A 13,271-nucleotide genomic window follows, 5' to 3' on the forward strand; every position below is an offset into this window, starting at 1 on the left:
CGGAAGGATCAGCTACCGGCGACCGTCATCCGTTCGATCAATACCGAACCCGTGCGAATGTTGCTGCGCAGTTCCAGGTCATTCCCGACGGCAACGATCTGCTTGAACATATCGCGCATATTGCCGGCGATGGTGACTTCCTGGACGGCGAATTGAATCTCGCCATTTTCCACCCAGAAACCTGCCGCGCCCCGGGAATAATCACCGGTGACCATGTTCAGGCCCTGGCCCATCAACTCGGTCACCAGCAGGCCACGCCCCATGCGCCGCAACAGCGCCGCCTGGTCTTCATCACCGTGGGTCACAAACAGGTTGTGCACGCCACCCGCGTTGGCCGTACTGGGCAAACCGAGCTTGCGACCGGCATAGGTGCCCAGGACATAGGACACCAATTCGCCCTTCTCGACGAACGGCTTGGCATAGGTCGCCAGGCCATCACCGTCGAACGACGAACTGCCCATCGCACGCATCAGGTGTGGACGCTCATCGATGGTCAGCCACTCAGGAAACAGTTTCTGGCCGATCGCGCCTTCAAGGAACGATGATTTTCGATACAGGTTGCCGCCGGAAATCGCCCCCAGAAAGCTGCCGAACAAACCACCGGCCAGCTCTGCCGAAAACAGCACCGGCACTTCGCAGGTCGGTACCGGGCGCGCGCCCAGGCGACTCGCGGCACGTTGCGCAGCACGTTGGCCAATGCTGGCAGGAGACGCCAGCAATTCGCCCTGGCGGTTCACGTCGTACCAGTAATCGCGCTGCATCTGCCCATTGGCCTCGGCAATCATCACGCAGCTCAAACTATGGCGCGTGGAGGCATAACCGCCGATAAAACCATGGCTGTTGCCGTACACGCGGCACCCTTGATGGGTGCTCAACGTGGTGCCATCGGCGTTCTTGATACGGGCATCGGCATCGAATGCCGCCGCTTCGCAGATCAATGCCTGTTCGATGGCCTGCTCTGGCGTGATGTCCCAGGCATGAAACAGGTCAAAATCCTGCAGGTCCTTGGCCATCAATGCCTTGTCGGCCAGGCCCGAACTCTCATCCTCGGAGGTGTGCTTGGCAATTGCCAACGCAGCAGCGACAGTCTCGCGAATGGCTTCCGGGCCACTGGCCGACGTACTGGCCGAGCCTTTGCGCTGCCCTACGTACAAGGTGATGCCAAAACCCTGGTCGCGGTTGAATTCAACGGTTTCCACTTCCCGCTGACGTACCGACGTCGACAACCCCTGCTCCAGCGACACAGCCACCTCGCAGGCACTGGCCCCCTGGCGCTTGGCCTCGGCAAGGATCTGCTCGACTTGTTCCTGCAGTGCCGGTAACGCTTGCGGACCGACGCTTTGGGCTGCACTCATGGTTTTCTCCACTCAAATTCTGCTTTCGGTTAAGGCCATCGAGCGACCGGGCCGGACAAGCGGCCCCCGACTGGTTATCATGGCGGCGTTTCTTTGCGGACTGCCACCATGGTTGATTCTTACGACGACTCCCTCGATGGGGAGAAAAGCAAAACCCAGGTCAAACGCGAGCTGCATGCTCTGGTTGACCTCGGCGAGCGCCTTACAACGCTCAAGCCGGACTTGATTGCAAAATTGCCTCTGACCGACGAAATGCGTCGGGCCCTGGCGGATGCGCCCAAGCACACCGCGAATATCGCGCGTAAACGGCACATCATGTTTATCGGCAAGCTGATGCGCGACCAGGACACTGACGCCATTCTGACCTTGCTCGATCAACTCGATGCCTCCACTCGCCAGTACAATGAACGCTTCCATAACCTGGAGCGTTGGCGTGACCGCCTGATCTCGGGCGATGACGCGGTACTGGAGAAGTTCGTGGTGGACTATCCGGATGCCGACCGCCAGCAACTGCGCTCCCTGATCCGTCAGGCCCAGCACGAGCAGGCGCATAACAAGGCGCCGGCCACCAGCCGTAAAATCTTCAAGTACATCCGTGAGCTGGACGAGACTCAACGCGGCCTGCGCTGATCCTCTTCCCCGGGTGGCGGTCTTCGCCACCCGAAGCTCCCGGTTTACGACCCTGTGCCACCCACGGTGATCGCGTCAATCTTCAAGGTGGGCTGACCCACGCCGACCGGCACCGACTGCCCATCCTTACCGCACGTACCGACGCCGCTGTCCAGCGACAGGTCGTTACCGACCATCGACACCTTGCTCATCGCCTCTGGCCCGTTACCAATCAACGTTGCCCCTTTGACCGGGGCGGTGATCTTGCCGTCTTCGATCAGATAGGCCTCGCTGGTGGAAAACACGAATTTGCCGCTGGTGATATCCACCTGGCCGCCGCCGAGATTGGCGCAGTAGATACCGCGTTTCACCGAGGCGATGATTTCCGCCGGGTCGCTTTCGCCACCGAGCATGTAGGTGTTAGTCATGCGCGGCATCGGCAAGTGAGCGTAGGATTCGCGACGGCCGTTACCAGTGCGTGCCACGCCCATCAGACGGGCATTGAGTTTGTCTTGCATGTAGCCCTTGAGCACGCCGTTCTCGATCAGCGTGGTGCACTCGGTCGGCGTACCTTCGTCATCGACCGTCAGCGAACCCCGGCGCCCGGCCAGGGTACCGTCATCGACAATGGTGCACAGTTTGGAGGCGACCATCTCACCCATGCGTCCGCTGTAGGCCGAACTGCCCTTGCGGTTGAAGTCGCCTTCCAGGCCATGGCCGACCGCTTCGTGGAGCAATACGCCAGACCAGCCCGAACCGAGCACCACCGGCAAGGTACCGGCCGGCGCCGGAATGGCTTCCAGGTTGACCAGCGCCTGGCGCAGTGCCTCACGGGCGTAACCCATGGCGCGATCATCGGTGAGGAAATAACGGTAGTCGGTACGCCCGCCGCCGCCATGACCGCCACGCTCGCGGCGCCCGTTCTGCTCGACGATCACACTGACGTTGAAACGCACCAGCGGCCGTACATCCGCTGCCAGGCTGCCATCGGTGGACGCCACCAGGATCCGCTCCCACACGCCAGCCATGCTCACGGTGACTTGTTGGATACGCGGGTCCAAGGCGCGGGTGGCGGCATCGACACGCTTGAGCAACTCGACCTTTTCCGCACGGCTGATCACTTCCAGCGGATTATCCGGCGCGTACAACTGGGCCACATCCTGGGTACTGAACGCCTGCACCGTGCCATGTTGACCGGCACGGGAGATCGAGCGCGCTGCGCGAGCGGCCAGGCCCAGCGCTTCCAAGGTGATCGCGTTGCTGTAGGCAAAACCGGTTTTTTCACCGGATTGCGCCCGCACCCCCACGCCCTGGTCGAGGTTGAAACTGCCTTCCTTGACGATGCCGTCTTCCAGGGCCCAGGACTCGGAAATCTGCCCCTGGAAATACAGGTCGGCCGCGTCGATGCCCGGTCCGGCCAGATCGCCGAGCACGGTTTGCAGACTTTCGATGGTCACGCCACCGGGTGCCAGGAGGTGTTCACTGACTGAGGACAACAACTCGCTCATAGGTTTGGCCTTAAATTCATCGTTCTGAAGCAGGCCGCTGCGCGCCCTGCGAAAAAAAGCGCCGATGGTTCACCACCGGCATGCGCGCCCGTATCGACGCCTGTTCACTGCTGTCGCGCTCGGCCAGCAACACCGCTTCGCCTTGATCCTGTTGCGTCAGTATGCGCCCCCACGGGTCGACAATCGCCGCGTGGCCAAAGGTTTCCCGGGGCCCTGGGTGCACACCGCCCTGGGCGGCCGCCAGCAGGTAGCACTGGGTCTCGATGGCCCGCGCGCGGATCAACACATCCCAGTGCGCGGCGCCGGTCACCGCCGTAAAGGCCGAAGGTGCGGTAATCAACTCAGCCCCGGCCGCGCGCAATTCGCTGTACAGCTCGGGGAAACGCAGGTCGTAGCATACCGTGAGGCCCAAGCGGCCAACCGGCGTATCCGCCAGCACCACATTACTGCCGAAAGCATAGTCATCGGATTCACGATAACGGCCTCGGGCATCCGCCACGTCGACATCGAACAAGTGCAGCTTGTCGTATCGGGCCACTATCTCGCCCTGGTCATTCACCAGCAACGAGCAGGCGTTGACCTTGGCATCCGGCTGGTCCCTGGGCGGCAGCGGCAATGTGCCTGCAACTATCCATAAGGTGAGGTCGCGGGCGGTCTGTTTCAACCATGGCAGGATCGGACCTTCACCCAATGCCTCGGCACGGCCGATATCAGCCACGTCACGGCGTCCCATGGCGGCAAAGTTTTCCGGCAGCACCGCGAGCTTCGCCCCGCCCGCTGCCGCTTGCTCCAGCAAGCGCCGGGCCTGGGCCAGGTTGGCCAGCACATCGCTCTGGCTGACCATCTGAATTACCGCAAACGACATGGGCCGATACTCCGTAAACGAATAGCTCCAGGCTACTCCAGAAAGTCTCAGTTAGGCTTTTCGAATGGCTTGTCGAAGGTGATTTTCGGATCCTTCCAGGGCCCTTCCACTTTGTATTGCACACTGGCAAAGCGCGCGACGCGGTCACCGATCAGCTTGTCGATCAGGAACAACGCGCCACCAATGGCCGGCGCACCCACAATCAGCGCCGCAATCGGCAGGTTGTTGGTGACCGGCAGGGTCACCAACAGCTTGGCGTCCACGCGGTCGGCGACCAGGTCCAGGGTGCCATTGAGTTCCAGGTTGGTCGATGGCCCGGTCATGGTGATGGGGTCACGGGTCACAAATACGCCGTTGCTCGCTGCCAGCAAGCCCTTGACGCGGTCATAGCTCAAGCCTTTGCCGAGCAGGTCGGAAAAGTCCAGGCGCAGCCGGCGGCCAATGGAGTTGAAGTTAAGCAAGCCAAACACCCGAAGCGCCTGGGCGCCGCCTTCCACTTCAACGAACTGGCCTTTGCGGAAGGTGGCATCGAGGCTACCGGAAAAACGTTTGGGCCCGACCCAGGCCGGCGACCCCGGCCAACGGCCGTCTACGTCCAAGTGAAAATCTTCACTGGTCACGGTAGGCGCAAAGCCCCAGCCCTTGAGCACATCGGCGATGTTCTTGCCATCCAGGCGCCCTTTGTACCAACTGCTGCTGTCCCCCGGTGCACCCTCCCAGCCCCCCGCGCCCTTGAGCTGCATGCCCTTGAGGCCCAGGTCCAGGCTATTAAAGGCCAGGCCCTTGGCAGTTGGCCGGATTTTCAGCGACCAGGCCCCTATCAGGTCCGGTCCCTGGAACAGTTGATCAATGCTGATATCAAGCGCCGGGATCCCCTTGGGATCGATATCGGCCAACGGGTCCGGGGCGTTTTCGTCTGCCTGGACGGTCGGGTCCACGGCCGGCAATTTCACGAACTGCAGGTTGATCGCGATGGGCGCGCCCTTGGCATCCGGCAGGTTCACGCTGCCTTTGGCCTGCTGGCTGTCGAGTTGCAGGCCCCAGGCGGTGGGTTTCCGGTCAAGCTGCAAGTTGACCTGGTCGAACTGCTTGCCGAAGCCAGTCAGCTTGCCCACCTTGAAGTCAGCGCCGCTCAGCAGTTGCTTGGCGCTGCCGCCAGGGTCATTGCCCGCGTAGCGGTCCACGAGTTTCTTCCACGGGTCTATGTCCAACTCCGAAAGCACGCCACGGATGCGCAACCCCTTGCCTGCGGGCAGCACGGCATCGCCATCCCCCAGGAATAGTTCACCGCGGCCCTCATTGAACTTGTCCGGCGGCGCCGCAAAGGTGAAGTTCGCCAGCTCGCCATAATCGAACCAGTAACGACGCTCGGCGCCCTGCAAGGTCATGCGGAAGGTACTGTCACGCCCCTGGCTGGCCGCCATGCCGAACGGTGCCGGCAGATCCACTGCGACCCCCTTGAGGTTGGAATTGACCATCAATTGGCTATCGGCGCCATCCAGGTTGACTTGCAACTGGTACGGAATATCGCCGGACACCGGCAGTGGCTGGCTGATTTTCAACCAATCGGTCAGCCGCTTGACCGTGACCTGGCCTTTGGCCGTGATGCGGGTACTCAGATTACCTGGCTTACCATCGGCAAAAATCTGCGCGCTAATCGGCCGTTCGAATGCTTGCGCCGTAATATTCTGCCCACTCAAGCCCTTGGCACCATCAAAGCGGAAGTCACCCTTGAGTTGCGTCAGGTCCAGGGTCGGCTCAGCCAATTGCAAGCGCGCCTTGTCGGTCTGGAAATCCACCACGATCTTCGGTTCGGTACCTTTGGCCAGCGGAATATCCAGGTCCAGCTTGCCTTGCAGGTCCCCCTCGCCTTTCCAGCCGGCAAAGGTCGAGGCAGTGCCTATTGGCGCTTCCTGGAGAATCTTCAGGCCATCACCCAGGCCACCGGCAAACCCGCCGGTGAGCAGCAGGTGGCTGTCCTTGCCCGCGGGTGCGTGGGGAATATTGACGTAGACGTCCTTGACTTGGGTGTCGAGCAACTGGCCCTTGCTGGCCAGGATGCGTACGCCACTCTCCTCGACGAACACTTCGCCATTGACCTTGCTCACATGCGGCCAGCCCGGCTGGAATGCCAGCTCTGCATCATGCACCTTGAAGAACAGGCTGATGTTGCGCGAAGCCGGCAGCGCGTCATGGTTCAACGAGCCCTGGTACTGGAAGAAACCTTGATCGACCGCGCCCTTGAGAATCGCTGTGCGCAGCCATTCGTCCAACGCGGGGCTCAGTACCGCTGGCAGGTACTTGGGCGTGAAGCGCCCATCGCCATCGACCATGCCGACCCGCAGGTCCATGTAGTCTTCCTGGCCAGGGTCAAAGTGCAGGCGGATCAGGAAGTCAGCCGCGACCTTGCCCTCTTCCCCCAGCACCTTGATATAGGGAGCAATCAGGGTGAAGCCTTCTTTATCCAGCTTCCAGGTCAGGCGCGCATTCGCCTGGATGTACTGCCAGGGCTTGGCGAAGATCGGAAACAGGTGCAGGGAAAAGTCCTTGCTGTCCAGGCGCAACTCGCCATGCCCCAGGTCACCGCTGATGCTGCCGGATACGTTCCGCGCCGCCGGTGCACCAAAGTAAGCATCGAACCCCACCCGCTCAAGGTTGGCGGCGAAGCTGACTTTCTGATCGGTCGTGTCCTGGGGACGGAAATCCACCAGCACATTGCGCAACAGGCCAGTGGCCTTGAGGTGCTCGATGGTCTTGGCGAAGCCTTCCGGCAGGGGCGCCAGGGCATTCAGCAACGGCGTAATGGGCGTGAGGTCCAGGCGATCGGCCTGCAGGTTCCAGACCTCCTGCGCCTGGTCGGTGGCCAGGCTCTGCTGCAACTGCAAGCGCGATTCCCAGCGGGTCTCGCCCAGGTTCATCGCCAGCGAGTCGAACAATACCTTCAGACCCTGCTCATTGCGTTGCAGGTACGCGGTCAGGGCGAGGTTTTCGATATGCACGGGCTTGCGATCGGCGTAGCTGCCCTTCACCTGGGGTGAATTGAGGCGCACCACAGCACTCTGCACGTCACCCTTGGCCCAGTTGAGCCAGAACTCGCCACCCGCCTTGAACTGCGTGAGCTTCCATTGTTGAGTCAGTTTGGCCGGAATCCATTTGGCCCAGTCGCTTTGCGGCAGGCTCAGGTAGGCGTCGACTTCAGCATCCTTCCATTGGCTTGCGCGAATACGGCTGCGCAGGCTCAAGGCCAGGGGCTGGCCATCGGGCAAGGTCAGGCGGGCATCCAGGCGTTGGCGGGTGGTCCCGGTGTGCAGGCTCAGGCCCACATAGGTCAGGGTCAGCGGGGCATGGTCGATCGGTTGCAGGGTCACCTGGCTGTCGAGCAACGACACACGCTTGACCATTTGCAGGCGTTTGAGCACCTGCTCCGGGTCCAGCGGCTGGTCATCCTGCACCGGCAGGCCTTGCAGCGCCCAGTGGCCGTCCTGGTCTTCCTTGACGCTCAATTGCAGGCCGCTGACTTGCAGGTGCGCAAGGCGCACTTCGCGGGCCATCAGGCTGGCCCAGATATCCGGCACGACTTCGACCTGATCCAGGCGCAAGGCGTTGCTGCCCTGGCCGACCATCACGTCGTGGGCCAGCAATACCGGTGCGAAACCACTCCAGCGCCCTTCCAGGTTGCCGATGTGCAGTGGCATATCCACTGCGGCCTGGGCCTTGGCTTCGATGTCCGCACGGTATTCGGCCACCAGCGGAGTCAATTCTCGTCCCAGGCTCACATAGACCGCCGCCAATACCAGCAGCAAGGCGCACAAGCCCAGGCCCCAACGGGTCAAAGCGGCAAAAAAGCGTTTCAGACGCTCCATGTCAGGCGACCCTCAAGGCAGTAAGCGGACGGCAGATCAAGGTCTGCGCATCTCGTAGAAAGAAACGAATGAGGATCAGAGCAGCACCACGTCGTATTGTTCCTGGGAATACATGGTCTCAACCTGGAAGCGAATCGTGCGTCCGATAAACCCCTCCAGCTCAGCGACGTTACCGGACTCTTCGTCCAGCAGCCGATCGACCACTTTCTGGTTGGCAAGCACTCTATAACCTTCGGCCTGGTAGGCTCGCGCCTCCCGTAGGATTTCGCGGAAAATCTCGTAGCAAACCGTTTCAGGCGTTTTCAATTTACCGCGCCCCTGGCAACTGCTGCACGGCTCGCACAACACCTGTTCCAGGCTTTCGCGGGTGCGTTTGCGGGTCATCTGCACCAGGCCCAGCTCGGTAATACCGATGATATTGGTCTTGGCGTGATCGCGTTCCAGCTGCTTTTCAAGGGTGCGCAGTACCTGGCGCTGATGCTCTTCATCTTCCATGTCGATGAAGTCGATGATGATGATCCCGCCCAAGTTGCGCAGGCGCAGTTGACGCGCAATCGCGGTAGCGGCTTCGAGGTTGGTCTTGAAGATGGTTTCTTCGAGGTTGCGATGGCCCACGAACGCACCGGTGTTGACGTCGATGGTGGTCATGGCTTCCGCCGGGTCCACAACGAGGTAACCGCCCGACTTGAGCGGCACCTTGCGGTCCAGGGCCTTCTGGATTTCGTCTTCGACGCCATACAGGTCGAAGATCGGCCGCTCGCCGGGGTAATGCTCCAGGCGGTCGGCAATTTCCGGCATCAGCTCGGCGACGAACTGCGTGGTGCGCTGGAAGGTTTCCCGCGAGTCGATGCGAATTTTCTCGATCTTCGGGCTGACCAGGTCGCGCAAGGTGCGCAGGGCCAGGCCCAGGTCTTCGTAGATCACGCTGGGCGCGCCAACGGTCTTGATCTGCGCGCCAATCTGGTCCCACAGGCGCCGCAGGTAACGGATGTCCATGAGAATCTCATCAGCCCCGGCGCCTTCGGCCGCCGTGCGCAGAATAAAGCCGCCCGCCTCCTTGATGCCCTCGGCCGCCACGCAATCGCTGACCACCTTCTTCAGGCGCTCACGCTCGGCCTCGTCTTCGATTTTCAGGGAAATGCCCACATGAGCGGTGCGCGGCATGTACACCAGGTAGCGCGATGGAATCGACAGCTGGGTCGTCAGGCGCGCGCCCTTTGAACCGATGGGGTCCTTGGTGACTTGCACCACGAGGCTCTGCCCTTCGTGAACCAAGGCGCTGATGCTTTCGACCGCCGGGCCTTCGCGCAGGGAAATTTCCGAAGCATGGATAAACGCGGCACGGTCCAGGCCAATGTCGACAAAAGCCGCCTGCATCCCCGGCAATACGCGCACGACCTTGCCTTTATAGATGTTGCCGACAATCCCGCGCTTCTGGGTGCGCTCGACGTGCACTTCTTGCAGAACACCGTTCTCTACCACCGCCACGCGCGATTCCATCGGCGTGATATTGATCAGAATCTCTTCACTCATGGCTGGGTCTCGTTCAGGCGTTTTCACAATAGTGACCGATCGCTTAAGGCTTGGCGCGCAAGTACAGGCGTTCAGCGCGCGGTAAGGTTTTGCCAACAGGGTATGCCGAATTGACCAAGCAGTTCCGCGGTTTCGCACACGGGCAGGCCAACCACGGCGGAATAGCTGCCATTGAGCCCGGCCACAAACACCGAGCCCAGCCCTTGGATAGCATAGCCGCCTGCCTTGTCCTGGGGTTCGCCACTGTGCCAGTAGGTTGTAGCCTCCTCGACAGAAATACCCCGGAAACGTACGCGACTGCTTACACATCGAGTTTCACAACGCTGACCGTCCGTGAGGGCAACCGCCGTCAGCACTTCATGCTCACGCCCCGACAGGGCCAGCAACATGGCCAGGGCATCCGCCTGATCCACCGGCTTGCCAAGGATCTGGCCGTCGACAATCACTGCCGTGTCGGCACCCAATACACAGGCGCCCGACGTTTGCCCAAGCGCAGCAAAACCCGCCGTTGCCTTGCCGCGCGCTAGACGCTCGACGTAGGAAACGGCAGATTCATTTGTAAGGGGAGTTTCATCAATGGCAGCACTGACCACGGTGAAAGGCACACCGATCTGGGTCAGCAGTTCACGCCGTCGCGGGGAGCCCGAAGCCAGATAAAGCGAATTCATTCCAGACTCTCCCTGTGGGGTTCGATAACCAGGCAGAGCCTCGCAATCCATTCAATTGATTTTATAGCGACGACGTAACCCGCGCAGGCCAAAACTGACCCATGGCCACAGCAGCGCACTGACCAGGGCCGGCAATACCAGCGCCAGGGTCGGCTGGCGGTTACCAGTCAAGGCGCTGAGCCACAGTTGCACCAATTGCGCCAGGCCGAAGATCACCAGGATCACCAGGCACTGTTGCCACATCGGGAACATGCGCAGGCGTTGCTGCAACGACAGCACCAGAAAGGTAATCAGGGTCAGGATCAACGCGTTCTGGCCCAGCAAGGTGCCATAGAGCACATCTTCCGCCAAGCCCAGGAACATCGCCGTGACCATGCCCACCTTGTGCGGCAGGTTCAGCGACCAGAATGCCAGCAGCAAGGCCAGCCACAGCGGACGCAGGATTTCCATGAACTGCGGCAGTGGCGAAACGCTGAGTAGCAAGCCGATGGCGAAGGTCAGCCAGACGATCCAGCCATTGCTCGAATGAGTACCGGCCATTATTCCTCCCTCTGCCGTGTGGTTGCCGGGGCGGCGGCTGGGGGCTTCGCAGCAGGCGTCGTGGTGGCAGGCGTGGTGGCCGACGGCTTGGTCGCCGCTGGCTTCACCGCGCGCGCACTGTGAGCGGCCGGCTTGGCGGGCGTGGCCACGGGCGCTACTGCCGGAGCGGGCGCCGGTGTGGCCGATGCGGCAGGCGCCGGCTTGGGTACGGTTGCCGGAATGATCGGCGCGGTGCCGTTTTGCTTGTCTTCCGCTTCCTGGGCTTGTGCGGCGTCGTTGGCACGCTCTTCCGGGGTACGGTTGTCGCTGAATACCAGCAGCAGGTAGCGGCTGCGGTTCAGGGCGGCGGTGGGCACGGCGCGCACAATGGCGAACGGCTGGCCAGAATCGTGGATCACTTCCTTGACTGTCGCCACCGGGTAACCCGCCGGGAAGCGTTGGCCGAGGCCCGAGCTGACCAGCAGGTCGCCTTCCTTGATGTCGGCGGTATCGGCCACATGGCGCAATTCCAGGCGTTCGGGGTTACCGGTGCCACTGGCAATCGCACGCAAGCCGTTGCGGTTGACCTGCACCGGAATGCTGTGGGTCGTGTCCGTCAGCAGCAATACCCGCGAGGTGTAGGGCATCAACTCGACCACCTGGCCCATCAAGCCACGGGCATCGAGCACCGGCTGGCCGAGCACCACACCGTCGCGCTCACCCTTGTTGATGATGATGCGATGGGTAAAGGGGTTGGGGTCCATGCCGATCAGCTCGGCGACTTCGACCTTTTCGTTGACCAGTGCCGAAGAATTGAGCAACTCGCGCAGCCGAACGTTCTGCTCGGTGAGGGCCGCCAGCTTTTGCATGCGCCCCTGCAACAGCAGGTTTTCAGTCTTGAGTTTTTCGTTCTCGGCGACCAGCTCGGTGCGGCTGCCGAATTGGCTGGCCACGCCCTGGTAGAGACGTTGCGGCAGGTCGGTGATCCAGTAGGTCTGCATCAATACCAGCGACATTTGGCTACGCACAGGCTTGAGCAGTGCAAAGCGGGCATCGACCACCATCAGCGCGACCGAAAGCACGACCAGCACCAACAAGCGCACGCCCAATGAGGGGCCTTTGGCGAAAAGCGGTTTAATAGGCCGCTCCTCCCAGGCAAAGTTTCTCTTTATTCATACGGCATCTAACCGGCCTGGATGCAGATTGAAGAAGATAAACGCCAACAGGCAGCACTGCAAAGTGCTGCCTGCGGGCGAAACATGGTGCAACCAACGGTCTTATTCGCTGGAAAGCAGGTCCATGGTGTGTTTATCCATCATTTCCAGTGCACGACCACCGCCACGGGCAACGCAGGTCAGCGGGTCTTCGGCAACGATCACCGGCAGGCCAGTTTCCTGGGCCAGCAACTTGTCGAGGTCGCGCAGCAAGGCGCCACCACCGGTCAGTACCAGGCCACGCTCGGCGATATCGGAAGCCAGCTCCGGCGGCGATTGCTCCAGGGCGCTCTTCACCGCCTGAACGATGGTTGCCAGGGACTCTTGCAGAGCCTCCAGCACTTCATTGGAGTTCAGGGTAAAGGCACGTGGAACGCCTTCGGCCAGGTTGCGACCGCGAACGTCGACTTCGCGAACTTCGCCACCGGGATAAGCGGTACCGATTTCCTGCTTGATGCGCTCGGCGGTGGATTCGCCGATCAGGCTGCCGTAGTTACGACGCACATAAGTGATGATCGCTTCGTCGAAGCGGTCGCCGCCTACACGCACGGACTCGGCATACACCACGCCGTTCAGGGAAATCAGGGCGATTTCAGTGGTACCACCACCGATATCCACCACCATCGAACCGCGCGCTTCTTCAACCGGCAGGCCGGCACCGATCGCAGCAGCCATTGGCTCCTCGATCAGGAAGACTTCACGGGCACCGGCACCAAGGGCCGATTCACGGATGGCGCGACGCTCCACCTGGGTGGACTTGCACGGAACGCAGATCAGCACACGAGGGCTGGGCTGCAGAAAACTGTTTTCGTGAACCTTGTTGATGAAGTACTGCAGCATCTTCTCGCAGACGCTGAAGTCGGCGATCACGCCGTCTTTCATCGGACGAATGGCAGCGATATTGCCTGGTGTTCGGCCAAGCATGCGCTTGGCCTCGGTGCCAACGGCAACGACACTTTTCTGATTACCATGGGTCCGAATAGCCACAACCGATGGCTCATTCAGGACGATACCGCGCTCGCGCACGTAAATAAGGGTGTTGGCAGTGCCCAGGTCAATGGAAAGATCGCTGGAAAACATGCCACGCAGTTTCTTGAACATGGGAAAGGGACCCTAGGCAACGCGTGGGTAAAAAAG

10 protein-coding genes are annotated in these 13,271 nt (G+C 61.2%); 1 reads left to right on the forward strand and 9 read right to left on the reverse strand.

Going from position 1 to position 13,271, the window contains the following annotated elements:
* Positions 1–8: 8 nt before the first annotated feature.
* Positions 9–1,355, reverse strand: a complete 1,347-nt coding sequence (gene pmbA, locus QU606_RS11630) for a metalloprotease PmbA (protein WP_041160842.1) — start codon at positions 1,353–1,355, stop codon at positions 9–11.
* Positions 1,356–1,463: 108 nt separating this feature from the next.
* Between pmbA and yjgA the strand changes: the two genes are divergently transcribed.
* Entirely contained in the window at positions 1,464–1,985 is a 522-nt protein-coding gene (yjgA, locus tag QU606_RS11635) for a ribosome biogenesis factor YjgA (RefSeq protein ID WP_024073458.1), read from the forward strand.
* Between the two features lie 44 nt (positions 1,986–2,029).
* Here yjgA and tldD read toward each other — a convergent pair whose 3' ends face one another.
* The 8 genes from tldD to mreB all read right to left on the reverse strand — a co-directional run bounded on the left by tldD (position 2,030) and on the right by mreB (position 13,235).
* On the reverse strand, positions 2,030–3,472 hold the full coding sequence (gene tldD / locus QU606_RS11640; RefSeq protein WP_069075261.1) for a metalloprotease TldD: 1,443 nt from the start codon (positions 3,470–3,472) through the stop codon (positions 2,030–2,032).
* 16 nt (positions 3,473–3,488) lie between these two features.
* The gene (locus QU606_RS11645; protein WP_069075260.1) at positions 3,489–4,337 is read right to left on the reverse strand and encodes a carbon-nitrogen hydrolase family protein; all 849 of its coding nucleotides are present in this window, start codon (positions 4,335–4,337) and stop codon (positions 3,489–3,491) included.
* A gap of 47 nt (positions 4,338–4,384) precedes the next feature.
* Positions 4,385–8,200, reverse strand: a complete 3,816-nt coding sequence (locus tag QU606_RS11650) for a YhdP family protein (RefSeq protein ID WP_304998401.1) — start codon at positions 8,198–8,200, stop codon at positions 4,385–4,387.
* A gap of 75 nt (positions 8,201–8,275) precedes the next feature.
* Entirely contained in the window at positions 8,276–9,733 is a 1,458-nt protein-coding gene (gene rng, locus QU606_RS11655) for a ribonuclease G (RefSeq protein WP_024073454.1), read from the reverse strand.
* A gap of 71 nt (positions 9,734–9,804) precedes the next feature.
* Entirely contained in the window at positions 9,805–10,401 is a 597-nt protein-coding gene (locus QU606_RS11660) for a nucleoside triphosphate pyrophosphatase (RefSeq protein WP_024073453.1), read from the reverse strand.
* 51 nt (positions 10,402–10,452) lie between these two features.
* Positions 10,453–10,941, reverse strand: a complete 489-nt coding sequence (mreD, locus tag QU606_RS11665) for a rod shape-determining protein MreD (protein WP_024073452.1) — start codon at positions 10,939–10,941, stop codon at positions 10,453–10,455.
* Complete coding sequence (gene mreC / locus QU606_RS11670) at positions 10,941–12,059, reverse strand: rod shape-determining protein MreC (protein WP_081329150.1); 1,119 nt, start codon at positions 12,057–12,059, stop codon at positions 10,941–10,943. The genes mreD and mreC overlap by 1 nt, the downstream gene beginning before the upstream one ends.
* 138 nt (positions 12,060–12,197) lie before the next feature.
* Positions 12,198–13,235 (reverse strand): rod shape-determining protein MreB, encoded by a 1,038-nt coding sequence (mreB, locus tag QU606_RS11675; protein WP_002555108.1) that lies wholly within the window; start codon positions 13,233–13,235, stop codon positions 12,198–12,200.
* Between the last annotated feature and the right edge of the window lie 36 nt (positions 13,236–13,271).

The organism is Pseudomonas sp. OVF7 (genome assembly GCF_030644265.1).
Taxonomy (GTDB): domain Bacteria; phylum Pseudomonadota; class Gammaproteobacteria; order Pseudomonadales; family Pseudomonadaceae; genus Aquipseudomonas; species Aquipseudomonas gorinensis.

What these genes read in the sequence shown, in the direction of transcription:
- pmbA (WP_041160842.1), bottom strand. Translation starts at nt 1,355, where the DNA reads ATGAGTGCAGCCCAAAGCGTCGGTCCGCAAGCGTTACCGGCACTGCAG.
- yjgA (WP_024073458.1), top strand. Translation starts at nt 1,464, where the DNA reads ATGGTTGATTCTTACGACGACTCCCTCGATGGGGAGAAAAGCAAAACC.
- tldD (WP_069075261.1), bottom strand. Translation starts at nt 3,472, where the DNA reads ATGAGCGAGTTGTTGTCCTCAGTCAGTGAACACCTCCTGGCACCCGGT.
- QU606_RS11645 (WP_069075260.1), bottom strand. Translation starts at nt 4,337, where the DNA reads ATGTCGTTTGCGGTAATTCAGATGGTCAGCCAGAGCGATGTGCTGGCC.
- QU606_RS11650 (WP_304998401.1), bottom strand. Translation starts at nt 8,200, where the DNA reads ATGGAGCGTCTGAAACGCTTTTTTGCCGCTTTGACCCGTTGGGGCCTG.
- rng (WP_024073454.1), bottom strand. Translation starts at nt 9,733, where the DNA reads ATGAGTGAAGAGATTCTGATCAATATCACGCCGATGGAATCGCGCGTG.
- QU606_RS11660 (WP_024073453.1), bottom strand. Translation starts at nt 10,401, where the DNA reads ATGAATTCGCTTTATCTGGCTTCGGGCTCCCCGCGACGGCGTGAACTG.
- mreD (WP_024073452.1), bottom strand. Translation starts at nt 10,941, where the DNA reads ATGGCCGGTACTCATTCGAGCAATGGCTGGATCGTCTGGCTGACCTTC.
- mreB (WP_002555108.1), bottom strand. Translation starts at nt 13,235, where the DNA reads ATGTTCAAGAAACTGCGTGGCATGTTTTCCAGCGATCTTTCCATTGAC.